26 protein-coding genes are annotated in these 24,313 nt (G+C 64.5%); 13 read left to right on the plus strand and 13 right to left on the minus strand.

The features are described from left to right. Positions 1 to 89: 89 nt before the first annotated feature. The 3 genes from CH294_RS23060 to CH294_RS23070 all read left to right on the plus strand — a co-directional run bounded on the left by CH294_RS23060 (position 90) and on the right by CH294_RS23070 (position 2,665). Entirely contained in the window at positions 90 to 836 is a 747-nt protein-coding gene (locus CH294_RS23060; protein ID WP_037153148.1) for an SDR family oxidoreductase, read from the plus strand. Positions 837 to 996: 160 nt separating this feature from the next. Then, positions 997 to 2,394: a sugar porter family MFS transporter gene (locus CH294_RS23065; RefSeq protein ID WP_037153145.1), complete on the plus strand. Its 1,398-nt coding sequence runs from the start codon at positions 997 to 999 to the stop codon at positions 2,392 to 2,394. Between the two features lies 1 nt (position 2,395). After that, a complete protein-coding gene (locus tag CH294_RS23070; RefSeq protein ID WP_032377748.1) occupies positions 2,396 to 2,665 on the plus strand; it encodes a YciI family protein in 270 nt (89 codons plus the stop codon). Positions 2,666 to 2,679: 14 nt separating this feature from the next. Here the strand turns inward: CH294_RS23070 and dxs are convergent, their stop codons facing one another. After that, positions 2,680 to 4,560, minus strand: coding sequence for a 1-deoxy-D-xylulose-5-phosphate synthase (dxs, locus tag CH294_RS23075; RefSeq protein WP_094739197.1), 1,881 nt, complete (start codon positions 4,558 to 4,560; stop codon positions 2,680 to 2,682). A 179-nt stretch (positions 4,561 to 4,739) separates the two neighbouring features. Here dxs and glsA point away from each other — a divergent pair, with 179 nt between their 5' ends. Further along, positions 4,740 to 6,566 (plus strand): glutaminase A, encoded by a 1,827-nt coding sequence (gene glsA, locus CH294_RS23080; protein WP_094739147.1) that lies wholly within the window; start codon positions 4,740 to 4,742, stop codon positions 6,564 to 6,566. Between the two features lie 38 nt (positions 6,567 to 6,604). Here the strand turns inward: glsA and CH294_RS23085 are convergent, their stop codons facing one another. Beyond that, a complete protein-coding gene (locus CH294_RS23085; protein WP_094704964.1) occupies positions 6,605 to 7,363 on the minus strand; it encodes an anti-sigma factor in 759 nt (252 codons plus the stop codon). Continuing rightward, complete coding sequence (locus CH294_RS23090) at positions 7,360 to 8,103, minus strand: sigma-70 family RNA polymerase sigma factor (RefSeq protein ID WP_032403299.1); 744 nt, start codon at positions 8,101 to 8,103, stop codon at positions 7,360 to 7,362. Before CH294_RS23090 ends, CH294_RS23085 begins: the two co-directional genes overlap by 4 nt. A 182-nt stretch (positions 8,104 to 8,285) precedes the next feature. On the opposite strand from CH294_RS23090, the gene CH294_RS23095 reads away from it, so the two are divergent. Together CH294_RS23095 and CH294_RS23100 are read left to right on the plus strand one after the other, a co-directional pair. Continuing rightward, positions 8,286 to 9,275, plus strand: a complete 990-nt coding sequence (locus tag CH294_RS23095; RefSeq protein WP_032403644.1) for a daunorubicin resistance protein DrrA family ABC transporter ATP-binding protein — start codon at positions 8,286 to 8,288, stop codon at positions 9,273 to 9,275. Continuing rightward, positions 9,272 to 10,111 carry an ABC transporter permease gene (locus tag CH294_RS23100; RefSeq protein WP_037153133.1) on the plus strand — a complete coding sequence of 280 codons (840 nt, stop codon included), beginning with the start codon at positions 9,272 to 9,274 and terminating at the stop codon, positions 10,109 to 10,111. Before CH294_RS23095 ends, CH294_RS23100 begins: the two co-directional genes overlap by 4 nt. Before the next feature lie 56 nt (positions 10,112 to 10,167). Here the strand turns inward: CH294_RS23100 and CH294_RS23105 are convergent, their stop codons facing one another. Then, positions 10,168 to 10,689 (minus strand): CGNR zinc finger domain-containing protein, encoded by a 522-nt coding sequence (locus tag CH294_RS23105; RefSeq protein WP_037153131.1) that lies wholly within the window; start codon positions 10,687 to 10,689, stop codon positions 10,168 to 10,170. Between the two features lie 25 nt (positions 10,690 to 10,714). Between CH294_RS23105 and CH294_RS27585 the strand changes: the two genes are divergently transcribed. Next, positions 10,715 to 10,867, plus strand: a complete 153-nt coding sequence (locus CH294_RS27585; RefSeq protein WP_165430216.1) for a hypothetical protein — start codon at positions 10,715 to 10,717, stop codon at positions 10,865 to 10,867. Positions 10,868 to 10,871: 4 nt separating this feature from the next. Here the strand turns inward: CH294_RS27585 and CH294_RS23110 are convergent, their stop codons facing one another. From CH294_RS23110 to CH294_RS23120, 3 genes are read right to left on the minus strand one after another with little or no spacing between them, the layout of a single operon-like run. Further along, complete coding sequence (locus tag CH294_RS23110; protein ID WP_037153129.1) at positions 10,872 to 11,867, minus strand: iron-siderophore ABC transporter substrate-binding protein; 996 nt, start codon at positions 11,865 to 11,867, stop codon at positions 10,872 to 10,874. A gap of 44 nt (positions 11,868 to 11,911) precedes the next feature. Then, positions 11,912 to 13,183, minus strand: coding sequence for a TRAM domain-containing protein (locus tag CH294_RS23115; protein WP_094610473.1), 1,272 nt, complete (start codon positions 13,181 to 13,183; stop codon positions 11,912 to 11,914). Beyond that, positions 13,180 to 15,177, minus strand: coding sequence for an APC family permease (locus CH294_RS23120; RefSeq protein WP_032403643.1), 1,998 nt, complete (start codon positions 15,175 to 15,177; stop codon positions 13,180 to 13,182). Before CH294_RS23120 ends, CH294_RS23115 begins: the two co-directional genes overlap by 4 nt. 176 nt (positions 15,178 to 15,353) lie before the next feature. On the opposite strand from CH294_RS23120, the gene CH294_RS23125 reads away from it, so the two are divergent. Then, entirely contained in the window at positions 15,354 to 16,019 is a 666-nt protein-coding gene (locus CH294_RS23125; protein ID WP_032403642.1) for a TrkA family potassium uptake protein, read from the plus strand. Positions 16,020 to 16,068: 49 nt separating this feature from the next. Continuing rightward, positions 16,069 to 16,728, plus strand: coding sequence for a TrkA family potassium uptake protein (locus CH294_RS23130; RefSeq protein WP_032377739.1), 660 nt, complete (start codon positions 16,069 to 16,071; stop codon positions 16,726 to 16,728). Here the strand turns inward: CH294_RS23130 and CH294_RS23135 are convergent. After that, positions 16,702 to 17,355 carry a DUF3159 domain-containing protein gene (locus CH294_RS23135; protein ID WP_052058637.1) on the minus strand — a complete coding sequence of 218 codons (654 nt, stop codon included), beginning with the start codon at positions 17,353 to 17,355 and terminating at the stop codon, positions 16,702 to 16,704. The genes CH294_RS23130 and CH294_RS23135 overlap by 27 nt on opposite strands. A 112-nt stretch (positions 17,356 to 17,467) precedes the next feature. Next, a complete protein-coding gene (locus CH294_RS23140) occupies positions 17,468 to 17,845 on the minus strand; it encodes an OB-fold nucleic acid binding domain-containing protein (protein WP_032378440.1) in 378 nt (125 codons plus the stop codon). Positions 17,846 to 18,012: 167 nt separating this feature from the next. Between CH294_RS23140 and CH294_RS23145 the strand changes: the two genes are divergently transcribed. Then, on the plus strand, positions 18,013 to 18,735 hold the full coding sequence (locus CH294_RS23145; protein ID WP_249305459.1) for an alpha/beta fold hydrolase: 723 nt from the start codon (positions 18,013 to 18,015) through the stop codon (positions 18,733 to 18,735). Here CH294_RS23145 and CH294_RS23150 read toward each other — a convergent pair. Further along, positions 18,717 to 19,544 (minus strand): DUF3710 domain-containing protein, encoded by an 828-nt coding sequence (locus CH294_RS23150; protein ID WP_094739148.1) that lies wholly within the window; start codon positions 19,542 to 19,544, stop codon positions 18,717 to 18,719. The genes CH294_RS23145 and CH294_RS23150 overlap by 19 nt on opposite strands. Positions 19,545 to 19,608: 64 nt before the next feature. Beyond that, entirely contained in the window at positions 19,609 to 20,112 is a 504-nt protein-coding gene (gene dut, locus CH294_RS23155) for a dUTP diphosphatase (protein WP_094705284.1), read from the minus strand. Between the two features lie 163 nt (positions 20,113 to 20,275). Here dut and CH294_RS23160 point away from each other — a divergent pair, with 163 nt between their 5' ends. Then, positions 20,276 to 20,746 carry a DUF3093 domain-containing protein gene (locus CH294_RS23160; protein WP_037153252.1) on the plus strand — a complete coding sequence of 157 codons (471 nt, stop codon included), beginning with the start codon at positions 20,276 to 20,278 and terminating at the stop codon, positions 20,744 to 20,746. Positions 20,747 to 20,818: 72 nt separating this feature from the next. On the opposite strand, the gene CH294_RS23165 is transcribed toward CH294_RS23160, so the two are convergent. Continuing rightward, complete coding sequence (locus tag CH294_RS23165) at positions 20,819 to 21,121, minus strand: DUF4193 domain-containing protein (protein WP_027496891.1); 303 nt, start codon at positions 21,119 to 21,121, stop codon at positions 20,819 to 20,821. A 545-nt stretch (positions 21,122 to 21,666) separates the two neighbouring features. Here CH294_RS23165 and cei point away from each other — a divergent pair. Beyond that, positions 21,667 to 22,347, plus strand: a complete 681-nt coding sequence (gene cei / locus CH294_RS23170; RefSeq protein ID WP_032403293.1) for an envelope integrity protein Cei — start codon at positions 21,667 to 21,669, stop codon at positions 22,345 to 22,347. A 15-nt stretch (positions 22,348 to 22,362) separates the two neighbouring features. On the opposite strand, the gene CH294_RS23175 is transcribed toward cei, so the two are convergent. Next, on the minus strand, positions 22,363 to 23,205 hold the full coding sequence (locus CH294_RS23175) for an inositol monophosphatase family protein (RefSeq protein ID WP_080737277.1): 843 nt from the start codon (positions 23,203 to 23,205) through the stop codon (positions 22,363 to 22,365). A 257-nt stretch (positions 23,206 to 23,462) separates the two neighbouring features. On the opposite strand from CH294_RS23175, the gene ppgK reads away from it, so the two are divergent. Then, entirely contained in the window at positions 23,463 to 24,284 is an 822-nt protein-coding gene (ppgK, locus tag CH294_RS23180) for a polyphosphate--glucose phosphotransferase (protein WP_032403292.1), read from the plus strand. Positions 24,285 to 24,313 lie beyond the last annotated feature (29 nt).

The raw sequence follows: 24,313 nt of genomic DNA on the forward strand, positions 1-24,313 counted from the left end.
CCATACATTCTCCGAGGCTGCATCGTCATACAGTCGAGACCCGCCACTCGGCAGGTCCGACACTCGATCGATGAACAGGTGGAGACGCGATGAAGCTAGCCGTAGCGGGTGGAACAGGAACCGTCGGAGTGCATGTCGTCGAGGTCGCTCGTGAACGCGGACACGACGTGGTCGTGCTGTCGCGATCGGCGGGCATAGATCTCGTGAGCGGCTCAGGACTGTCCGACGCATTGTCCGGCATCGAGGCGGTGATCGACGTCGCGTCGACACAGACGATCTCGGCAAAAGAATCGACGGCGTTCTTCGCCGCCGTCACCCGCAACCTACTGACGGCCGAGACCGAGGCCGGTGTCGGTCATCACCTGGCGCTGTCCATTGTGGGAATCGACCGAGCCCCGCACGCGTACTACGCCGGAAAAGTGGAGCAGGAAAGGATTGTTCGCGCCGGAACCGTGCCGTGGACGATTCTTCGAGCCACCCAGTTCCACGAATTCGCCGGCCAGATCCGCGCACAGATGTCGTTCGGTCCGGTGAGCGTCATCCCGAAGATGGTCTCGCAACCGATCGCCGCACGAGAGGTGGCCGAACGGTTGATCGACCTGGCAGAGCAGCCCCCGGCCGGCCGAGTCGCAGACCTCGGTGGACCACGTGAAGAACGCATGGCCGAGATGGTGCGGCGCGACGCCCGGGCCGTCGGTGCCCGAGGCCTGGTGCTCGAGATTCCGATTCCCGGCGCATACGGTCGCGCAATGCGAGACGGAACGCTGGTCACCACAACCGATTCGGATCACGGTCGACAGACCTTCGATCAATGGTTGGCCGTCCGGACGGGCTGAGCCGCATCTCGCCGAATATCGGACATTTCACCCTTTTCATGGGCCGAAACCGTCCGGAGTCGAAACGGAAGCTCATTTCGCTCCCATGTCTCGAGCGCGAGGACGATGATGGCGAACGACCACCATGGACGCTGGTTCACCTCGAAAGCTGGGTCACGCGATGACGCAATCAACCGATCGGTACACCGCCAAAGTTATCGGAGTCACCATTGCCGCTGCCGTCGGCGGCTTCCTGTTCGGGTTCGACTCGTCCGTTGTCAACGGCGCGGTCGATTCCATCCAGGAAAACTTCGCACTGTCGTCGTTCGTCACCGGTTTCGCGGTAGCGATCGCGCTTCTCGGCTGTGCGGTCGGTGCCTGGTTCGCCGGCCGCCTCGCGGACAGCTGGGGCCGCAAGAAGGTGATGTTGCTCGGTTCCGCACTGTTCACGATTTCGTCCGTGGGCTCCGGGTTCGCCTTCAGCGTCCCGGATCTGATGCTCTGGCGAGTGATCGGCGGACTCGGCATCGGCATCGCGTCGGTGATCGCACCGGCGTACATCTCGGAAATCGCGCCGGCTCGCTATCGAGGCGGATTGGCATCGTTGCAACAGCTGGCAATCACCGTCGGCATCTTCGCCGCGCTCCTCTCGGACGCGGTACTGCAGAACGCGGCCGGCGGGCCGTCCAACGATCTGTGGTTCGGTCTGGAAGCCTGGCGATGGATGTTCCTCGTCGGCGTGGCACCCGCGCTCGTCTACGGCTTTCTCGCCACACTGATTCCGGAGTCACCGAGATACCTCGTCGGCAAACACCTCGACGAGGAAGCGGCTCGCATTCTCGGTGAGATCTCCGGAGAAGTGAACCCGAACGAGCGAGTCAAGGAAATCCGTCTGACCTTGCGCCGGGAGTCCACGTCGTCGTTCGGCGACATTCGTGGACCGAAATTCGGTTTGCAACCCATTGTCTGGGTCGGCATCACGATGGCGATCCTGCAACAGTTCGTCGGAATCAACGCCATCTTCTACTACTCGACGACACTGTGGAAGTCGGTCGGGTTCAGCGAGAACCAGTCGTTCGTCACCTCGGTCATCACCTCGATCATCAACGTTTCGATGACATTCGTCGCCATCTTGTTCGTCGATCGATTCGGACGTCGAAATCTGCTCATGATCGGCTCGATCGGAATGTTCGTCGGCCTGGTACTCGCGGCCGTCTCGTTCACTCAGGCAGTGGGCAGCGGCGACCAACTGGAGTTGCCGTCGCCATGGGGTCCCGTCGCGCTGGTGGGTGCCAATCTGTTCGTCGTCTTCTTTGCCGCTACCTGGGGACCGATCATGTGGGTGATGCTCGGAGAAATGTTCCCCAACCGAATGCGTGCGGTCGCACTCGGCATCAGTACCGCGGCGAACTGGGTCGCGAATTTCGCCATCACCCTTGCATTCCCGCCACTGTCCGACACCATCGGACTGGGATTCATCTATTCGTTCTTCGCGTTCTTTGCGATCCTGTCGTTCTTCTTCGTCAAGTACAAGATCAAGGAGACCAAGGGTATGGAGCTCGAGGACATGGTGATCTGACATGCCGATGTTCGTCGTCGAGTACGCGTACTCACCCGAAACATCCTCCGGCCGTGACGATCACCGGACCGATCATCGCGCGTGGTTGCGGGAATTGGAGCGTCGCAAGATCCTCAGGTCGTCGAGCCCGCTCGCCGATCACAGCGGCGCAACGATGATCGTCGAAGGCGTGGACAAGGAAAGTGTGGAACGTATGTTCGCGCATGATCCGTTCGCAACGGCCCATCTGATCGACCGAGTTCGGGTCAGCGAGTGGGCGACGGGCGCATAGCCCGTCGCCGGCGATCAGAGGCTCTTGGCCCAGCCCGAGACCCGCTGCACGACGTCCTCGCAGGTGAGGCCGAGTTCGTGGTGCAGCTGCTCACGCGACGCGTGATCCAGGAATCGTTGTGGCACACCGAGATCGCGACATGGTGTATCGACGCCTGCAGCGCGCAACGCGGCCGACAGAGTCGAGCCGATTCCGCCGTGAACACCGCTGTCCTCGATGGTCACCACCAACCGGTAGTCCTCGGCCAATTTCAGCAAGGACTCGGGAATCGGGAGTACCCATCGCGGATCCACGACGGCCACCGAGATGCCGTCGTGTCGAAGTTTCTTCGCTGCGTCGAGGGCAAGTGAGCCGAACACACCGACCGCGACGATCAGCACATCGCCGGTTGCATCGGCCGGCTCGGCGAGCACGTCGACGATTCCGTCCAGTCGGCGCACCGCCGATACGGTCTCGGTCACCGCTCCCTTCGGGAAGCGCAGCGCAGTAGGCCCGTCGGACGTTGCAATTGCCTCGGCCAACTCCTCCCGCAGAGTGTCGGCATCGCGAGGTGCCGCCACCTTCATCCCCGGGACGATGCCGAGCAGCGACATGTCCCACATGCCGTTGTGACTGGCACCGTCCGCACCGGTGACGCCCGCACGATCCAGAACCACCGTGACCGGCAGCCCGAGCAACGCCACGTCCATCAGCAACTGATCGAACGCGCGGTTGAGGAAGGTCGAGTAGATGGCGACCACCGGATGCATGCCCCCGAGAGCCAAACCGGCCGCCGACGTCATCGCATGCTGCTCGGCGATACCGACATCGAAAAGCCGATCGGGAAAGCGAACCCCGAACGCCGCGAGACCAGTGGGCGCGGCCATCGCAGCGGTGATCGCGACGACGTCGTCGTTCTGTTCGCCCTGCTCGATCAATGCCGCCGAGAACACCGAGGTCCAGTCCGGTGCCGACTTCGACCGAGCGAGTCCGGTTGCCGGATCGATGACACCGGTGGCATGCATCTGGTCTGCGACGTCGTTCTCGGCGTGGACGTAGCCCATGCCCTTGCGCGTCACTGCGTGCACGATGACCGGTCCGCCGTAAGCCTTGGCCCGGCGCAGTGCCGATTCCATCGCATGCTGATCGTGGCCGTCGACCGGTCCCAGATATTTGATGCCGAGATCGGTGAACATCACCTGCGGACTGATGGCGTCCTTCACGCCGGCCTTCATGCCGTGGAGCATCCGGTAGGCCGTGGGCCCGACGACGGGGATCTTGCGGACGATGCGGCGCCCGTTGTCGAGGATCTTCTCGTACTCGGGCTGGAGGCGCAGCGCCGCCAGATGATCGGCCAGGCCGCCGATGGTCGGGGCGTACGAGCGTCCGTTGTCGTTGACCACGATGATCAAGGATCGGTCGCGGCCGGCCGCGATGTTGTTGAGGGCTTCCCAGCACATGCCGCCGGTGAGCGCACCATCGCCGACGACGGCAACGACGTGCCGATCGGTCTCGCCCTTGAGCGCGAACGCCTTCGCCAAGCCGTCGGCGTAGGACAGCGAGGCCGACGCGTGCGAGGACTCAACCCAATCGTGTTCGCTCTCGACCCGGGACGGATAGCCCGACAGGCCGCCCTGCTTGCGCAGCGTGTCGAACAAGCCGGTACGACCGGTCAGCATCTTGTGCACGTAGGCCTGGTGGCCCGTGTCGAAGATGACGGGGTCACGTGGTGAATCGAAGATGCGGTGGATCGCCAGAGTCAGCTCCACCACCCCGAGGTTGGGACCGAGGTGGCCCCCGGTGGCCGATACCTTCTCGACGAGAAACGCACGGATCTCGCGAGCCAATTCGGCCAGCTCCGCGCTACCGAGGTCGCGCAAGTCCTCGGGCGTCTGAATTCGCGCTAGGACACCCAACGAGATCGCTCCCTCCGGCCGGAAAAACACTGGACAATTCAGTCTACGGAGTCGCTGTGCTCGCGCTGCTCCGCCCAGCGTGGTGTCGGTGACACTACCGTCGCCCATCGATGTGCCCTGGATCAGCCGCCCCTAACCTCGACGGTGGGCGAATCGGACACACACATACAGTGACGCCCATGAGCAACGTCGTCGATGCCATCCTGTGCCGCGTTCACGAACTGTGCCGAGACGACACGACCGGGCAGGTGGCCGACTACATTCCAGAGCTTGCCGCTGTCACGCCGGACGGCTTCGGAATAGCACTCACAACTACCGACGGTTACGTCTACGAGGTCGGCGACACCCGACTACCTTTCACGATCCAATCGATCTCCAAGCCCTTCACCTACGCGCTGGCTCTGGCCGATCGCGGACTCGATGCCGTCGCGAACAAGATCGATATCGAGCCGTCCGGTGAGCCGTTCAACGAGATCAGCCTCGACCCGGTCACCGAGCGGCCACGCAACCCGATGATCAACGCCGGTGCGATCACATCGGCATCTCTCATCGCCGGCCGTACTCCGCAGGATCGATTCGAGCGAATACGGGCCTCCTACTCACGATATGCAGGCAGGTCTCTGACCTTCAACGATGCCGTCTACCGTTCGGAGGCGCGCACCGGTAACCGGAACCGCGCGATCGGATACATGCTCCGTTCGTTCGACATCATCGAGCAGGACCCGGACGGCGCCGTCGATCTGTACTTTCGTCAGTGCTCGATAGATGTCACCGCGGCGGACCTCGCGATGATGGCGGCAACCATGGCCAACAACGGTGTCAATCCGCGCACCAGAGAACGCGCGCTGGCACCTGCTCTGGTCGAACGAGTGTTGTCGGTGATGACCACGTGCGGGATGTACGACGGCGCAGGCGATTGGGTGGCACAGGTGGGAATGCCGGCCAAGAGCGGAGTCGGTGGCGGGATTCTCGCGGTACTGCCCGGCCAGATGGGGATCGCCGTCTACTCGCCGCGGCTCGATTCCCATGGAAACAGCGTGCGCGGGGTCGCCGCATGCCGAGAACTGTCGAGCCGGCTCGAACTGCACTTCCTACACGTCACACGAGCGGCGAAGTCCTCGATCCGGCGTCGATACGTGCTCACCGAGGCACCGTCACGCAAAAGGCGCTCCGACGTCGAACAGGCCACCCTGGCCGCGGTGGGAGATCGCGCGCGAGTGTACGAATTGCACGGTGACCTGCTGTTCTCCGGTGCCGAGACCGCAGTCCGTGAGATCGGAAATCTGGATCGAGAGCTGGACGCACTCGTCATCGACGTCCGCGGCGTCGACGAGGTCAGTGCCATCGCTCGCAGCATGTTCGAGGATCTTCGCCGGGATCTGGCCGAACACGGCTGTGTGGTGTGCCTGGTGGACCCCAGGGCGATCATGGGACACACCACCTCGAGTCTCGACCCGGCCGATCCGGCGGGTCGTGTCTATTCGAGCCTGGGGTCGGCCATCCAGTGGGCCGAGAATCTTCTGCTCGATCGACATTGTGCAGGTCTGCGACAGCCCACCGAGATCACAGCAGCCGAGCACCCGTTGCTCGCAGGACTGTCGGCCGCCCAGTACGAGGCGGTGAGCCCCTATCTCGAGAAGCGGCATTACGCGCGCGGAGACATCATCGTGCATCACGGCGACGCGGCCGCAGGCCTGTTTCTCGTGCTGCGCGGCGAGGTGACGTCGACGACCGTGTCGGCCGACGGCGGTACGCATCGGATCACGACTCTGTCGCCCGGGATGAGCTTCGGCGAGATGCCGCTGTTGATGGCAGTGCCGTTTCTGCTCGACATGGTGGCGGACACACCGGTCGACCTCGTGGTGGTGTCGGTACCGCACTTCGAGGCGCTGACTCGGGACGCACCCGAGGTCAAGCTTGCCCTTTTGGAGAATCTGGCGACCGGCGCGTACGGCCAGATGGCCGCGGTGATCAGAACGCTCGGGCGGTTCGACATCGGCATCTGACACCGATGGCCGAACCGCCCGAGGCGAACGTGAATCTGTCAGGCACCCAACGTCAGCATCGTGAGCACCTCGGTGGGCTGCGGCGACCCACCAGCGGGCTCGAGGGAGAACGCGAAGTTCGTCGATGCGCCGAGGCCGTCGACCACCGTGCCCGATTCCGACGTGAGCTGATCCTCGCTCACGACGCCGGCCGATCGAGGCGAACCCTCGACGAACCACATCTGATAGACGCGGCCTGGCGGCGGCTGCGGAACCCCGTCGAGAGAAACCACGACAGCGTTCTGCGACAGTGAGTAAGCGACCGTTGCCGAACCCCCACCGGGGAACTCGGCCGAGGTCTGCCGAGCATCCGGTGCAGCGACGATCTGGTCCGCCTGCGACGGCTGGGGATCGTTGCCCATCGTCTGCGTGACGACCACCACGCCACCGACGGCGACGATCACCGCTGCAGCGGCCGACAGCATCGAGTAGCGCCAGGATTTCGAGCGCTCACGCCGATGCCGGTGCAGCGGAGTCACATTCGGAGGTAGCTTCCGAACCGTTGGCTCCTGGTCGCTCGAGGCGACCCGATCGAGTACCGCCCCGCGCAGTCGGTCGGGAGCAGGTGTCGCGTCGACCGCTGCGGCCAACGCCAGAGTCTCCTGAATCTCGGTCACGAGGACGTCGAACTGAGCCCGCGCGGTGTCGTCCACGCGTAGCCGTTCGGTCTCTATGTCGCGTCGTTCGGATTCGGTCGTCGCGTGAAGGGCGTAGACCTCGGCGTCGTCGAGCAGACGTTGCCGTGACGATTCGCTCATTGCGGGATCACCCCCAGGCATGTCTTCAATTTGATCAATCCGTCTCGTATGCGCGATTTGATGGTAGGAACGGCGACCCCGAGCCGCTCCGCAACTTCGCGATAGGTGTAACCGCTGTAGTAAGCCATTCGTACCGACTCGCTCTGCGTATCGGTCAAGGTTTCGAGACAAGCCACCACGGCCTCCGATTCGAGCCTCTGAGTCACCGTCTCGAGCACTTCGTCGTGCTCGGGCGTGTGGCTCACTGCGCCGTACGCCGCCTCACGATCGGTACCCGACTGCTCGCTGCGAACACGATCGACGGCGCGGCGGTGAGCCAGCGTCATGATCCAGGCGAGCGGGCTCCCCTGATTCGGGTCGTAGTTCGGTGCAGCGCGCCAGATCTGGAGGAACACCTCCTGCGCAGTCTCCTCGCTGTATCCCGGGTCGCGAAGCACTCGCAGCACCATGCCGTAGACGCGAGCCGACGTGGCGTCGTACAGCTCTGCGAATGCCGCCCGATCGCCCTGTGCAACCGATGCCATGAGCCGCCGAAGACGGTCGGTCTCTTCTGCTCGCAAATTCTTCAACTGTGGGCTGGGGACAGCGCAGACCGCGCTGTCGTCCGTGTAGCCCTCGGCAGCGTCGGGCGCCTGGTCACGGCCGGCATCCGACGGTCCGGACAACGGCGCGCTCATCGAAAGGTCGTCCCAACAGACGGGTTCATGATCGAGTTCATCGAACACGACACTAGTGGTCATAGTGCTCTCATATCGAAACCTCCGCGTTTTCCCGCCGCGGTACATATTCGGAACAAACCGGCCGGAGGATGGTTCGGGTTCGCAAATTCGTTTGCACCGAGCTGGACCAGGATTCATCCTTGGTGGAGAATCGGACAATCGTGGGTAATCGGGCGATCGGCCCACTAGAGGAGTCGAGACACATGGCGGCCATCGAGACACACGGTCTGGTCAAACGATTCGGGGCGAACATCGCTGTCGACGGCGTCGATCTGTCCATCCCGTCCGGTGGGGTCTACGGCGTCCTCGGGCCCAACGGTGCAGGCAAGACCACAACCATCAGAATGCTGGCCACCCTGCTACCGATCGACGGGGGTAGCGCACGCGTGTTGGGGCACGATGTGGCGAGCGAACCCGAGGCCGTCCGGCAGAAGGTCGCTCTGACAGGCCAATTCGCCTCGTTGGACGAGGATCTGACCGGTACGGAAAATCTGGTTCTGCTTGCCCGATTGCTCGGCTACTCACGGCCCGCTGCCCGGTCGCGGTCCGAGCAGTTGCTCGCCGCGTTCGACATCGCCGACGCCGGGCCGAGGCAGGTCAAGACTTACTCCGGCGGAATGCGCCGACGTATCGACATCGCCGCCAGCATCATCGTCACTCCCGAGCTGATCTTTCTGGACGAACCCACCACCGGACTCGATCCGCGCAGCCGAAACCATGTGTGGGAGATCATCCGTGCCTTGGTGGCGGGCGGGACGACAGTGCTTCTGACAACCCAGTATCTCGACGAAGCCGATCAGTTGGCCGGGCGTGTCGCGGTCATCGACCACGGCAAAGTCATCGCGGAAGGTACGACGGGCGAGTTGAAAGCCTCGGTGGGATCGAACTCGTTGCACCTCCGGGTTCTCGACGCGGCGCAACGAACTGCGGCTGCGCGGATCCTGCACGATCTGCTCGGCGGCACTGTCACGGAGGATCCGGATCCGTCGACCGTCACGGCGCGTCTCGACAACCCGGCACAGGCCGCGCCCGTGCTGCCCGCACTCGAGACAGCGGGAATCTCGATTGCGTCCTTCACCCTCGGCCAGCCGAGCTTGGACGAGGTGTTCCTGGCGCTGACAGGGCATGAGGCGGGAGTGGAGCCTGCAGGAACGACCGACTTGTCCGCATCCGACCGAGAGGTGGCGTCATGACTGCCGAAGCCCAACAGTCGACGCCGCAGGCCTCGACCATCATCGATGTGCTCGGCGCTGCCGGACCTCGTCCCCCGCGGCCCTCGTCGCTCTCCACGTCGTTGAGTTTCGGGTGGCGGGCGCTGCTCAAGATCAAGCACGTGCCCGAGCAACTGTTCGACGTGACGGCCTTCCCGATCATGTTCACGCTGCTGTTCACGTACTTGTTCGGCGGCGCACTGGCCGGGTCGACCGACGCGTACATCCAGTTTCTGCTTCCGGGCATTCTGGTGCAGACCGTGGTGATGATCACGATGTACACGGGTGTGACGATGAACAAGGACATCGAGAAGGGGGTGTTCGATCGTTTTCGGTCGCTGCCCATCTGGCGTCCGTCGCCGTTGGTCGGCGCGCTGCTCGGAGACGTGGTCCGCTACACGCTCGCGTCGGTGATCGTGCTGATTCTGGGCTTGGTCCTCGGGTTCAGACCGCAGGGTGGCCTCGTCGGCGTCGTGGCTTCGATAGTTCTGCTGCTGGTGTTTTCGTTCTGCCTTTCCTGGATCTGGACGATGATCGCCATGATCGTGCGCACCGAGGCCGCAGTGATGGGTGTGTCGATGTTCATCCTGTTCCCGCTGACATTCGCGAGCAACATCTTCGTCGATCCCAACACCATGCCCGGTTGGCTGCGTGCCTTCGTCGACGTCAACCCGGTCAGCTTCTTGGTGACGTCTCTCCGCGGTCTGATGCAGGGCGACGTCGACACCGGCCAGTTGGGAGTGACGCTGGTGCTGTGTGTTGTTCTACTGGCGGTGTTCGGACCGATCACGATGCGGCTGTACAACCGAAAGTCCTAGCGCCGCAGTTCGATACCACGGCAGTTCGATATCTCTGCTCATCGGGACGCTGCCCATCAGGACGCTGCGCGCGCTCGATGCCGGCGCACCGCGTCGCGATTGGAACACACCGTTCCGCAGTATCGCTGCGTGCCGGTTCGCGACGTGTCCGCAAAAGCGAGCGAGCAGTCGGCCGCAGCGCAGCGAGCAAGGCGGGACATGCCGCGTCCCGTCAGATGCAACGCGGTGCCGACGCTCACCAGAGCCCGGATGACGCCGCCCAGGGCGATATCGGGATCGCGATAGTGCATGTGCCACCCGTCTCCCGCGTGGTCGGTCAACCTCGGGTACGCCGCCGCTCGAGCCAACAGGATGTTGAGCGCCTGGGCCCGCTCGTTCTCGGTGTCGGCGTCCACGACACGCGCCCACTGATCCAGGAAGTCGAGTGTGTCGGTCAGATCGGCATCGGTGGCCGTCCAATCGGGAACCAGGCCGGCATCGATGCAGCGCTCGCTCAGTTCGGTCGCCGAGGTGGGCGGCGTATTGAGCAGATCGATGCCGAGTTTCACCGCGTATTCACCGTAAGGGTTGATATGCACAAGACCATTACATCACAGTGGGTGTATGCACACCGAACACACCTGGACAACTCATTCCACCCACCACACGAGCGAGGGGCTCGTCGGATACCAGGGCTGCCCCTGCGGAGCCCAACGCATCGTGTCGGTACCCACCGAGACCTTCGCCCCACTCGCCGAGGTTGCTCGTCGCGCCTGACCGATCACTGCAGGGTGCGAGCCACCTCGGGCACCACGGTGTCCAGGGCATAACCGATCGACAGTGCCGAGTTGGTCGAGTAGGACTTCGCGACAACTGGGTCGTCGAACACGATCGACCGTCCATCCGCCACCGCCGGAATCCGTTGGAACAAGGGATTGTCGGTCACCTCCGACGGCGACTTCTCGATCGGAAACACCACGAGCAGATCGGCATCGAGGAGATCGAGTTCCTCCCCCGACACCGGAACCGAAAACCCTTTCGGCACCAGCGCATCGATCGTCGGGCTGGTCACGAACCCGAGCTTCTTCATGAACTCGAGACGACTGTTGGACGAGATGTACGCTCCGAACCCGGTACCGCTGTAAGCACCCACGACGACCGTCTTGTCGACGAACTCGGGATGGGCAGCTGCAGCGGCTCGAAAACGATCGGAGATCCCGACCAGCAGAGCCTCGCCGTCCGCATGCCGACCGAGAGCGGCCGCCACCATGGTGACCTGCTGCTCGAGCGAGGTCAGATAGTTGTCCGACCCCTCGGGCACACCGACGGTAGGCGCGATGGCCGACAACGTCGCATATCGTTCGGGGTCACCTGAGCTCTTCGTATCCAGAATCAGATCCGGTGCCAGTGCCGCGACCTGTTCGTAGGACGGCTCCTGGGTTCCGATGATCTGCGGCGGTGCGTCGTAGAGACCAGTGGCCCAGGGGCCGACGCCGTCACCGCCGAACGCCAACCAATCGCTCGCACCGACCGGTGAGACTCCCAGCGCCAACGCAGTTTCGGCGTCGCCCCACCCGAGCGCCACGACGCGCTGCGGTGCACTGTCGATTGTCACCGCGCCGAACTTCGTCTCGACCGTGGCGGGGAACGCCGCTCCGGACCCACCCGACTCGCCTGACGGGTCGGGTGTCTCGCCCGAGCCCGAGCTACACGACACGACTGCCGTCACGGACAAGACCAGGACGAGGCCTGCGACGATCGAGCTGCGAATTCTCACACCGGAGACGCTACGACACCCGCGATCCCTTTGGTAAGCCAACCCTACTTTCTGACGAGGCGTCCGATGCACTCCACGTGACTGGTCAGAGGAAACGCGTCGAAGGCGCGCATGTCGGTGAGCTCGTATCCCGCGGCCTGGTAAAGACTCACATCTCGCGCGAACGACGCGGGATCACAGCCGACATGCACCACCGAACGAGGACCTCGGGCGGCGAGGGCGTCGATCACGTCGCGTCCGGCTCCTGCGCGAGGTGGATCGAGCACCACTACCGCCACCGGCTCGGCCAACGCATCCATCGAACGCTCGACGCGTCCCGGCACGAATGAGACCTGAGCGAGGTCGGCCAGCGCCGAACGCCCGTCCTCGGCCGCGCGGCGGGAGAACTCGACGCTGGTCACGTGTCCTTCCGGCCCTACCCCGGCGGCGAGAGATGCCGCGAACACCCCGACACCGCCGTACAGATCCCACGCGCCGTCACCCGGGGACGCGTCCGCCCATTCCGTCACCACGTCGGTGTAGACCTGGGCAGCACCTCGATGGGCTTGCCAGAAGCCGGTGGCGTCGAGGGTCCAGGCCCTGCCCGAGACGTATTCCGTCACCCGACCCGACCCGATCACGGCCTTCTCCGCCCGCGCCCGAGACGACGCTGCCCGACGGGCCGATGCCCCGCGTCGACCCGGAGATCTGCGCCCGGTAGTCGACAGCTGAGCCGGAGCGATCTCCACGACGTGCCGCGTACCGGCTCCGTCGAGCACCACTTGCAGTTCGGCACCCGGCCGCCACTGCTGGTCCGACAATCCCTCGAACGCTACGGAATCCATTTGCGGACAGGATAATTCGTTGACGATCGAGCTACTGCGATAGCGGTGGTAGCCGGGACGCCCGCTGGAATCGACGGCGAGTCGAACGCGGGTTCGCCACCCGGTGCCGTCGCCGGTTCCCGGTAATTCCTCGACGCGCACCTCACGCTCGACTCCAGCGACGCGTCGAAGTTGCTCGGCGACGACGAACGACTTCAATCGACGACCTGCATCAGCGGTCGTGTGGGAGTAATCGCAGCATCCGGAGCCGCCCGGCCCGGCGATGGGACACCGCGTGTCCACCCGGTCCACGGACGCCGACAGGATCTCCACGGCATCGGCTCGGCAGAACGATCCGCCTCGGTCCTCTGTCACCCGGGCCACCACCCGCTCGCCGGGCAGCCCGTGACGCACGAACACGACTCGTCCTTCGTGGCGCGCCACACAGAAGCCACCGTGTCCCGGCGCACCGAGTTCGACCTCGAGCAGAAGGCCGAACCAGCTCTCGGTCACTTGCCCGCCGGGGGCTCGTAGCCGCGACGCGACGCACCCGGTGCGTTGCCGAGCACCTCGCGCTTGGCCTTCTCGGACGACCGCAACTGCCAGGGCACGCTGGTGACCATCACTCCCGGTTGAAACAGCAGTCGGGACTTCAGTCGTAACGCGCTCTGGTTGTGCAGAACTTGCTCCCACCAGTGGCCCACGACGTATTCGGGGATGAACACGGTGACGACGTCACGCGGTGAGTCGCGTCGAACACGCTTGACGTAGTCCAGAACCGGCTTGGTCACCTCTCGATAGGGCGACTCGACGACCTTGAGCGGCACCGACACGTCGCTGGCTTCCCATTCGCGCACCAGCGCGCGGGTGTCGGCCTCGTCGACGTTGACGGTCACTGCTTCGAGGGTGTCGGGCCTGGTCGCCCGCGCATATGCCAACGCGCGCAGCGTCGGCATGTGCAGTTTCGACACCAACACGATGGAGTGCGTTCGGCTGGGCAGCACTCCGTCCCATTCCTCGTTCTCGAGCTCGCGCGCCACGGTGTCGTAGTGCTTCCTGATCATCCGCATCAGGATGAAGATCGCCACCATGGCGACGATCGCGATCCAAGCGCCTGCGGCGAACTTGGTGATCAACACGATCACGAGCACCGTGGCCGTCATCGCAAGACCGACACTGTTGACCACTCGCGAACGCTGCATCTTGCGGCGCTGCTCGCCGTCGGTCTCGGATCGGAGCAACCGGGTCCAGTGTCGGATCATGCCGGTCTGGCTCAGCGTGAAGGAGACGAACACCCCGACGATGTAGAGCTGAATGAGCTTGGTGACCTCGGCACCGAACACGACGACGAAGACGATCGCAGCGCCGGAGAGAAAGAGGATGCCGTTGCTGAAGGCAAGACGGTCACCGCGAGTGTGCAGCTGCCTCGGTAGGTACCGGTCCTGGGCCAGAACCGAACCGAGAACGGGAAAACCGTTGAACGCAGTGTTGGCCGCAAGTACCAGGATGAGGGCCGTGACGGTCGTGATGAAGAAGAAGCCGACGGGGAACCCACTGAACACCGCCTCCGCGAGCTGCGCGATCAACGTCTTCTGCTGGTACCCCTCCGGCGCACCGATCAGCTGAATATCGGGATCCATGGCGTACTTGATGCCGATCTTCTGTGCGAGCACGATGATGCCCATCAGCAATGTGATGCCGATGGCACCGAGCAGCAACAGTGTGGTCGCAGCGTTACGCGACTTCGGCTTCTCGAATGCGGGCACACCGTTGCTGATGGCCTCCACCCCGGTCAGCGCCGCACAACCGGACGAGAAGGCGCGCGCGATGAGGAACGCGAAGGCAATTCCGTACAGGTGCGAATCCTCTGCCTTCAGATCGAAGGTTGCCGATTCTGCATGAATGTCGTCGCCGAGCACGTAGACCCGGAACAGGCCGTACGCCAACATCAGGAACATGCCACCCATGAAGGCGTAGGTCGGGATCGCGAACGCAGCCCCGGACTCCCGGATGCCACGCAGGTTGATCGAGGTGATGAAGACGATGGCCACCACGGCGAAGAGCACTTTGTGTTGGGCTACGAAGGGCACCGCCGACCCGATGTTCGACGCGGCCGCCGAGATCGACACCGCCACGGTCAGGACGTAGTCGACCAGCAGCGCGCTGCCGACCGTCAGACCGGCGGCCGGCCCGAGATTGGTGGTCGCCACCTCGTAGTCACCGCCGCCGGACGGGTAGGCGTGCACGTTCTGCCGGTAGCTGGCCACCACCACGGCCATCACCACGCACACGGCGAGCCCGATCCACGGAGTGAACGTGAGCGCCGAAATACCCGCCACCGACAGCACCAGGAAGATCTCCTCGGGGGCATAGGCCACCGACGACATGGCGTCCGAGGCGAACACCGGCAACGCGATTCGCTTGGGAAGCAATGTATGACCGAGCTTGTCGCTACGGAACGGCTTACCGAGCACTAGCCGCTTGGCGGCAGTCGAGACCTTGGACACGGACAGAAGCGTAGGCCGTCCGCCTGCGGACGTCTCAACCACGCGCCTGAAACTGCGTCGGAGCCCACCCTCGGTCGATCCCGGAGACGAATCCCCGATACGTTGGTGCACGCCTGCCCGTAGTGGCAGTGTCGGTCGGCAGTGGTCGACAATCGAGATCGGGACGGAGCTGGGCGTTGTACGTAGTTGTGATGGGATGTGGCCGCGTCGGCGCATCGCTGGCCGGTGCGCTCGAACGCATCGGCCACGAGGTAGCGATCATCGATCGCGACGAGGCAGCCTTTCTGCGCCTCGATCCCGACTTCGGCGGACACCGTGTCGTCGGCATGGGATTCGACCGAGATGTGTTGGTGAGTGCGGGAATCGAGAAGGCCGAGGCATTCGCCGCCGTCTCCTCCGGCGACAACTCCAACATCATCTCTGCCCGCGTCGCACGCGAGACCTTCGGAGTCGACAAAGTGGTGGCGAGAATCTACGACGCCAAACGCGCCGCCGTCTACGAACGCCTCGGTATCCCGACCGTGGCCACGGTCCCCTGGGCGACCGACCGATTTCTGCACAACCTGCTACGTGACGATCCGACCACCAAATGGCGCGATCCGTCCGGCAGCGTGGCCGTCGTCCTGCTCGACTTCAACGATGCCTGGATCGGCAAGAAGCTTTCGGTCCTCGAAGAGGCGACACGTTCGCGGGCGGCCTTCGTCATCCGATTCGGCGTCGGGTTGCTACCGGACAAGCGCACCGTGATCCAGGCCGGCGACGAGGTGTACGTCGCCGCCGTCTCGGGCACCGTCGCCGAAGCCATCGCGCTGGCGGGCAACCCCCCGCCGTCGGACGACTGATGCACGACCGCACGTTCCCCACCTCCCCCATCGACCCGAACGGGAAGCCATGAAAGTCGCCATCGCCGGTGCCGGCGCAGTCGGCAGATCCATCGCACGTGAGCTGATCCGCAGCGAACACGACGTGATGCTCCTCGAACGCAAGCTCGACCACGTCGATCAGGCCGCGGTGCCGGAAGCCGAATGGGTGCTGGCCGACGCATGCGAGCTCAGCCTGCTCGAAGCTGCTCATCTCGAAAACTACGACGTGGTGATCGCAGCCACCGGCGACGACAAGGCCAACCTGGTGCTCAGTCTCCTGGCCAAAACCGAATTCGGTGTCGATCGTGTGGTGGCCCGAGTCAACGACCCACGTAACGAGTGGCTGTTCGACTCCGCGTGGGGTGTCGACGTCGCGGTATCGACGCCGCGCATGCTCGCGTCGTTGGTAGAAGAGGCGGTCTCGGTCGGGGACCTCGTCCATCTGATGACGTTCCGCAAAGGCCAGGCCAACCTCGTCGAGATCACGCTGCCCGAGAACACTCCACTCGCGGGAAAGCCGGTCCGAAAGCTTCAATTGCCCAGGGACGCCGCCCTGGTGACGATTCTGCGCGGCGGCCGAGTGATCGTGCCGCAGCACGACGATCCGCTCGAGGGCGGCGACGAACTACTGTTCGTCGCGGCGAAAGAAGTAGAGAACGAACTACGAGCTGCGGTCGGCCTGATCTGACGGCAATGCTCCGTCGGTCCGATCCGCACTCGACGCGACCTCCAGCGTGTGATCGGCCCGACGCACGGCCCAGAGCGTGACCAGTAGCGCCACGCCGGTGAGCGGCCAACCCATGCCGATTCGTGCAACGGCCAGCCAGCCGGTCTGATCCGAGTCGTAGAGCTGCGACTGGACGACGTACCTGGCGGCGAACACTGCCGCCCATGCGATCGTCGCCACGTCGTAGAAGCGCACGGCCGATCGGTTGTGACGCCACGCCGTTCCCTTGCCGTTGAGGTAACCCCAGATGACTCCGACCAGCGGCCAGCGCGCGAGTACCGACAACACGAACGCTCCGCCGTAGACCAGCGAGGTGTAGATGCCGAACAGGAAGTAGCCTTTGGCATCCCCGGTGCGGTACGCGATGAACGCGCAGATACCGACACCGAAGAATCCCGAAATCGCAGGCTGAATGGGACTGCGCTGAACCAGACGCCACACCAGAACCGCAGCGGCCACGCCGAGTGCGGACCACAGGGCGACGGCCAGGCCGAAAAAACTGTTGGCCGGAACGAAAACGATGACCGGCAACGTGGAATAGACGAGCCCGCTCAGACCACCGAGCTGTTCGAGAACGGTGGGAGCCACCTTCTCGACACTGTCCGGTGTGGGCGCATCGGTCGCAGGTTCCGGCGTCGTGGGGGGCGGCACGGCATCGTCGCTGTTGGTCACGACAACGAGAGTGCCATACCCGCGACGGTCAGCTGTCGTCGCGCAGTTCGTAGTAGGGGTTGTAGACGATCTTGCGTCCGTCGCGTTCGCCGACGCGTCCACGAACGAGAACGGTCTTGCCCGGCTCGATACCGGCGATCTTCCGCCGACCGATCCACACGAGCGTCACCGTGTCGGTGCCGTCGAAGAACTCTGCTTCGATGTTCGCGTTGGCAGCCTTCGAACACGCTTCCACGCTGCGCAACCGACCCAACATCGTGACCTCCTCGCCGCGCGAGCAATCGCATGCGCGTCGGGCACCGGACGCTTCGGAAGATTCGGCCATCTCCTCGGCGTCGAGCTGATCGATGTCCTCGGTCAACTTTCGCGTCAACCGGCGAAAGTATCCTGCGGCAGCGGGTGCCATTGTGCGCTCCAGCGGTATGAGTCGTTCCGCAGGCTTCATTCTCGGAAGCAACTGCGGCGACGTGGGGGTTTGCCTCGTCAGGGCGGGTACTTCGCCACTGTAGACCCGAAGTGTCACACTGACCAACCACCGCCCCGCCCGGAACCGAAGCCGTGCACAATCGTGTCGTGCACAGCCGATTCGACACCCTCACCGCGGTCGTTCTACCTGGCACGGGATCGGACGCCCGGTTTGCCGAAGACGCATTCTCGGCAGCGTTCGCCGGTGTGGGATTGACCACCATCGCAGTCGAACCCGATCCGACCGGCGTCGTCGAGAGCTACGTCGGCGCGCTGAACACCGCAACGCGCAGGCACGGCCGAATCGTCGTGGCAGGAATCTCCCTCGGTGCCGCGGTCGCAGCACGATGGGCCGCCGACAACGCGTCGAGCACTGCAGCGTTGGCGCTCGCTCTACCGGCATGGACCGGTGACCCGACGGGCACTCCCGCGGCCCTCAGCGCCCAGTTCACCGCTCGATCGCTGCGCGAGGTGGGGCTCGATGACGTCACTACGGCCATGTCGTCGTCGAGCCCCGAATGGCTCGCTCGCACCTTGCGTCGATCCTGGGCCTCTCAGTGGCCGGCTCTTCCCGATGCCTTGGACGAGGCAGCGCGACACCGGAGTCTCGAGCTCGACGAGCTCGCACGGATCGAGCTGCCGACCGTCGTCGTCGGCGCGGTGGACGACGCGGTGCATCCGATCGAGGTGGCGCGGAACTGGGCGCGCGCGCTACCGAACTGCGTACTCAGAACGGTGACGCTCGACATGATCGGCAACGACGCAGGATGTCTGGGCCGTGCGGTTGTCGACGGTCTCGACCTGGGGTCGCCTCAACCGCCCAGTTGCTGAATTGCCGATCCCGATGCCCCGCGTCGCGGCGCTCGATCGCGCTCGGCCGCAGTCGACTGCGGTGCCGAATTCTGCTCAGATGCCGAATTCTGTTGCGGTGCAACGGGTTCAGCCTGCGGAGCCGGCGGTTGTGGCGATTGCTGCGCCGCCGCCTGCTGTTGCGAGGCAGCAGCAAGTTGCTCGGCGAACACCTGCGGCAACACCACCGGCAGCGGCGTTCGTACGGGATGCGGATCGGTCCCCCGGTCGACCACGGTCTGCCGAAGAATCGTGTGTGCGAGTTGGACGAGCGGCTGCCCCTCGCCCACGGCACCCGACGGCCCGGCCAGCACGCATCGGACCATCCACCGATAGCCGTCGACTCCGATGAAACGGAGATCGGCGTTGGCTGTGACGCCGTGCAGCTCACGCCCCCACGGACCCGTCTCGACCGTGGTCTCGGCCTTGTCGTTGCGAAGCGATGTCGCCAGGTCTGCCGCCACTTCGCGCCACTGACCGGGCGATTTCGGTGCAGCGTACGCAGCGATGGTGATGCGCCCGAACTGGGTGACGATGTGCACTGCCTGAGGGCTGCCCGCCTGGGACATCTCGACCTGGAGCTGGCCGCCTTCCGGGAGCGGAATCAATACCGAGCCGAGGTCCAGACGCGTCTTCGCTACAGTCTCGCGATCGTCGTCCAAGTCCTCCAGATCGTGGGGTCCGTCGGCGCCGGTGCCCGTGGGCTCCTCGTCCTCGACTCCATCGACGAATGCCTCCGCATCGCGTGCGGAGGCACTGCCGGCGTCGTTCTTCTTACGCCGTCCGAACATGTTCAGCTCTCTTCTTCTCGGTTGCTTCCACGGTCCCTGCCACCGACCGACGCCGTGGCGGAACTCACTGCTTCAGACTCGCATGGCCGCCGGTCGACCCGTGACCACCGGCCCCTCGAACGGTGTCGTCCAACTCGTCGACCTCGACGAACGTCACCAGCTCGACCCGCTGTACGACCAGTTGCGCAATACGGTCGCCCCGGTCGAGCACGATCGGGGAATTCAGGTCGTGGTTGATCAGACAAACCTTGATCTCGCCGCGATATCCGGCATCGATCGTGCCCGGGGTGTTGACGACCGACAGCCCCGATTTCGCCGCCAGGCCCGACCGCGGATGAATCAGCCCGACGGTTCCCAGAGGAAGAGCGACCGCGATACCGGTTCCCACCAGCACACGTTCGCCCGGCGCGATCGTGACAGGTGCCGTGATCCGCAGATCCACGCCTGCGTCACCCTCGTGCGCACGGGTGGGAATCGGTAGCTCGGGGTCGAGTCGGCGGACGCGCACCTCGGTCAGCGGAGATGCAGGCCACACAGAGTTCGGGGTTCGGTCGGCAGACGGATCCATGCCGGTCTCGGGGACTTCGTCGCTCACGTGGAACGAGACTACGCTGGCCTGCTCGTGCCTCGGTGTGGCGACTACCCTGGTGCTCGTGACTGCAGATCGACAGACCGAACCCGCGAACTCGGAGTCCGGCAACTCCACTCCCAGCACCGGGTCCACCGACTCGGTGCTCTACTCGGAGCGAATCTGGGTGCCGCTCTGGTGGTGGGCAGCGGGGGCCGCAGTAGCGGTGTTGCTGGCGGCGGAGATTCACATGGGCGCACCGGGCATCCGGGCATGGTTGCCCTACGTCGTGTTGCTGCCGCTTGTCGCTTGGGCACTGTTCGCCTTCAGCAGACTGCGCGTCGAGGTAGTGGCCGAAACCGGTTCGACCGACGTCGAGTTGCGCGTGGGCAAAGCACACCTACCGCTCGCTGTGGCAGCCAAGGCAGCGATCGTCCCCGGAACAGCAAAAAGTGCGGCGCTGGGCAGACAGCTCGATCCGCTGGCTTTCGTACAGCACCGCACCTGGGTGAAGCAGATGGTGATCGTGGTTCTCGACGACCCCGACGATCCAACACCGTATTGGCTGATCAGCACCAAACGTCCCGACGCGTTACTGGCAGTACTGTCCGCTCACGGCGTCGAGGCACGCTGACCTCGCACCCGACCGACGGTCGGGGAACCGACGCACAGACCCGAGCCGATGATCAGGTCTGTGCGGAGAAGATCACGCCGCGCAGTCGCGGCACATCAGTACGCCGTTGGCGTCGCTGGCCAGTCGGCTCCGGTGATGAACCAGGAAGCAGCTCGAGCATGTGAACTCGTCCGCCTGCTTGGGAACCACTCGAACCGAGAGCTCCTCACCGGACAGGTCTGCACCCGGGAGCTCGAACGACTCCGCGGTGTCGGATTCGTCCACGTCCACCACTGCGGACTGGGCCTCGTTGCGCCGAGCTTTCAATTCTTCGAGCGAATCCTCGGATACGTCGTCGGATTCTGTTCTTCTCGGTGCGTCGTAGTCGGTTGCCATTGTTCTCGTACCCCTCATCTTCGTGCGTGTGTGTGGTGGGAGCTGCCGTTGTGGTCGGCTTGTGGCCGTCGGCTGTGAAGAGGGCGCTTGCTCACTCCCACCGATTGTTCGTACCTGTTCGAATCGTTCGTCGTCGCGCGGTGCCCGAAACTACACCGGGTAGTTCCCAAAACTCGCCGGTTGAAACCCGATCGAGACCTCGCTCACCTGATCGATGGTGCACCGGCGTCCGATTCTCGAAGCACCGCGGCCGCCAGACAATAGCCGAAGCCGGTCACAATCTCGAAACCGAATCGCCGGTGAGTCCATTACCTGCATGCACGCCGCAACAACACCGAGGCGGCCGTCTTCATTCCACGATCCACCGAAGGCGTCACAGCGCGGGTTTTCGGCTCCGAAACGGGAGGTGCGCCCCCATCCGAGAAGGGTCGGGCCCGAGTGTGCCGCCGCCGGGCGCCGCGGGCATCTACAGTAGGCACCGCGTCGGTGTGAACCGACCCTGTGACCGGTCTCGGCGCCAGCCGAAGGAAAGGCGAAGATCAACTGTGGTTTCTCTGATCACCGAAGGCCGTTCGGCCGACGATCGAGGTCGTCCGTTCCGCCGTCGCCGGGCATTTCCCATTCTCGCCGTGTTCACGGTGCTGGCGCTGCTCGGCGTGGTCGTCTGGGTCAAGGTGTTCACCACATCCGAGGCCACCTCCGCAACCGCCGAATGCAACACGCCGACCACCACGGCCGCCACCGACGGCACGCAGCCCGTGCCGCTGGGTGACGAGGTCGACCCCGACACGCTGCTCGATGTCGAGCCTGCGGCACTGTCCGCATCGAAGGTGCGTGTCTTCAACGCCAACGGTGAGCGCGGCCAGGCGGCTCTGGTGGCGGCTCAGCTCATCGATTACGGTTTCGCAAGCGCACCGGACGTCCAGGTCGGCAACGATCCGGTCTACGTCGATCAGAACATGCAGTGCCAGGGCCAGATTCGCTTCGGTGCAGCCGGGGTCGCTGCGGCGAGCGCGGTATGGCTCGTCGCGCCCTGCGCCGAGCTCATCGAAGATTCCCGCTCCGACGACTCGGTCGATCTCGCTCTCGGTACCTACTTCAGCGCGATCCAGCCGAACGACGACGCAGAAGAAGTGCTGCGCACGCTCGCCGGTACGGCGCCGGATGCTGCGCCGCAGCCGCTCGATGCCGACCTACTCGCCGCAGCGCGCGAATCGCGTTGCTGACGTCGACTCGACTCGTCAGCCAGGAATCGGATCGAGAGCGCCTGCGCTGCGCAACGCGGCCAGGAAGGCGTTCGAGATCCCGGGGGCCATAGCCACGGTCGCAGAGCCGTGCGCACTCGTCGAGTTCGCAGCAGGCAGCCGCACCACAGCTCCGGCCTCGGTAGCGATGAGCGCACCCGCGGCCCAGTCCCACGGACTGAGCCCGTGCTCGAAGTGCGCGTCGACCGCTCCCGACGCGACCATGCAGAGGTCGAGCGCTGCCGATCCGATCCGGCGGATGTCTCGTACCTGAGGCAGCAATTCGGAGATGATCGCGCCCTGTACCGCTCGACGACCCGACCCGTAGCCGAATCCGGTGGCCAGCAACGTCATCGACAATTCGGTGACGTCCGAGCACCGCAGTTGCTCCTCGATGCCGTCGGCCCCTCGTACGGTGGCACCGCGGCCCTTCGCAGCGGAGTAGACGAGATCGCGAGCAACGTCGACCACAGCCCCCGCCACACTGACACCGTCGATCTGAACGGCAACCGACACCGCGTAGGCCGGGATTCCGTACATGAAATTCACGGTCCCGTCGATCGGGTCCAGTACCCACCGCACACCGTCGAGCGACTCGTTCTCGCTCCCTTCCTCTTCCCCGAGAATGGAATCCGACGGTCGCAGCTGCGCCAACATCTCGCGCAGAACGCGCTCGGTTTCGGTGTCCACGACGGTCACCGGATCGGTCGGCGTGCTCTTGGACTGCACCGCGTCGTCATCGACACTCGAACCGCCGCCGAACACCTGCGGTCGCCGCAGTCGCACGTGCTCGGCGGCACGCGTCGCGACGCGTTCGGCAACCTCGCGCAGCACGTCCACGTCTCGTGTATTCGGTTCGGTGTCCGACCCTCCCGCCGGCACCGGCGTTCCGGGCAATTGTGTACTGGCGGTGTCGTTCTGCGATCCGTCTGATTTCGGCACACGTACATCGCAACACACACCGACGGCCGAGCACCACCGCAGCGACTCACCGAACAGGTCGGGGCCGACTCGGCGTTCCACGAACACCGAAACGGCACTATTGTTCGGAAGCGACGGCACCACACGGATTCGATCAGGCCAGGAGCGGCATCCACATGACACAGGCAGGTTCGGACAACACCCCCGGCGGGGCAGCGCGCCACGGATTCGGCGTCGACGTCGGCGGCAGCGGCATCAAGGGCGGAATCGTCGACCTCGGCACCGGGGACCTCGTAGGCGACCGCTACAAGATCGAGACTCCTCAGCCGTCCACCCCGGATGCCGTCGCGCGAACGGTCGCGGAGATCGTCGCGCACTTCGAGTGGACCGGTCCGGTAGGCGTCACACTTCCCGCCGTGGTGACGAACGGCGTGGCTCGTTCGGCGGCCAACATCGACAAGTCCTGGATCGACACCGACGCCCGAGCACTGTTTGCCAAGGCCATCGGAACCGAGAACATCACCGTCCTCAACGACGCCGATGCGGCCGGAATCGCCGAGGACAAGTACGGCGGTGGCAAAGGCAAGGACGGGGTCGTCGTGCTACTGACGTTCGGCACCGGGATCGGCTCGGCAGTGCTGCACAACGGGGTGCTGCTGCCCAACACCGAATTCGGCCACATGGAGATCGACGGCAAGGAAGCCGAGCACCGTGCAGCGTCGTCGGTGAAGGAGAATCAGGGGTTGTCGTACAAGGAGTGGGCCAAGGAGGTCTCGAAGGTTCTGCAGACGTTCGAGGCGCTGCTGTGGCCGGATCTGTTCATTGCCGGGGGCGGGATCAGTCGTAAGAGCGAGAAGTGGATTCCGCACCTGACGAACCGCACTCCCGTGGTGCCGGCAACCCTGCTGAACACTGCCGGGATCGTCGGTGCCGCACTCGCTGCGGACAGCGCAGTTCCGTCCGCAGAAACCGGCACATCCGCTGGATCGGCCCACTGACACGCGGCGTCGCCACCCGCGTAGGACGA

Origin of the sequence: Rhodococcus sp. 14-2483-1-1, assembly GCF_002259335.1 — a bacterium.
Taxonomy (GTDB): Bacteria; Actinomycetota; Actinomycetes; order Mycobacteriales; family Mycobacteriaceae; genus Rhodococcoides.

Excerpts from the sequence above, each read along its gene's own strand:
- CH294_RS23090 (WP_032403299.1), bottom strand. The coding sequence starts at position 8,103 with ATGACCACTAGTGTCGTGTTCGATGAACTCGATCATGAACCCGTCTGT.
- CH294_RS23150 (WP_094739148.1), bottom strand. The coding sequence starts at position 19,544 with ATGTTCGGACGGCGTAAGAAGAACGACGCCGGCAGTGCCTCCGCACGC.
- CH294_RS23095 (WP_032403644.1), top strand. The coding sequence starts at position 8,286 with ATGGCGGCCATCGAGACACACGGTCTGGTCAAACGATTCGGGGCGAAC.
- CH294_RS23065 (WP_037153145.1), top strand. The coding sequence starts at position 997 with ATGACGCAATCAACCGATCGGTACACCGCCAAAGTTATCGGAGTCACC.
- glsA (WP_094739147.1), top strand. The coding sequence starts at position 4,740 with ATGAGCAACGTCGTCGATGCCATCCTGTGCCGCGTTCACGAACTGTGC.
- CH294_RS23130 (WP_032377739.1), top strand. The coding sequence starts at position 16,069 with ATGAAAGTCGCCATCGCCGGTGCCGGCGCAGTCGGCAGATCCATCGCA.
- CH294_RS23070 (WP_032377748.1), top strand. The coding sequence starts at position 2,396 with ATGCCGATGTTCGTCGTCGAGTACGCGTACTCACCCGAAACATCCTCC.
- CH294_RS23165 (WP_027496891.1), bottom strand. The coding sequence starts at position 21,121 with ATGGCAACCGACTACGACGCACCGAGAAGAACAGAATCCGACGACGTA.
- CH294_RS23085 (WP_094704964.1), bottom strand. The coding sequence starts at position 7,363 with ATGAGCGAATCGTCACGGCAACGTCTGCTCGACGACGCCGAGGTCTAC.
- CH294_RS23100 (WP_037153133.1), top strand. The coding sequence starts at position 9,272 with ATGACTGCCGAAGCCCAACAGTCGACGCCGCAGGCCTCGACCATCATC.
- dut (WP_094705284.1), bottom strand. The coding sequence starts at position 20,112 with ATGGATCCGTCTGCCGACCGAACCCCGAACTCTGTGTGGCCTGCATCT.
- CH294_RS27585 (WP_165430216.1), top strand. The coding sequence starts at position 10,715 with ATGCACACCGAACACACCTGGACAACTCATTCCACCCACCACACGAGC.
- CH294_RS23140 (WP_032378440.1), bottom strand. The coding sequence starts at position 17,845 with ATGGCACCCGCTGCCGCAGGATACTTTCGCCGGTTGACGCGAAAGTTG.
- CH294_RS23060 (WP_037153148.1), top strand. The coding sequence starts at position 90 with ATGAAGCTAGCCGTAGCGGGTGGAACAGGAACCGTCGGAGTGCATGTC.
- ppgK (WP_032403292.1), top strand. The coding sequence starts at position 23,463 with ATGACACAGGCAGGTTCGGACAACACCCCCGGCGGGGCAGCGCGCCAC.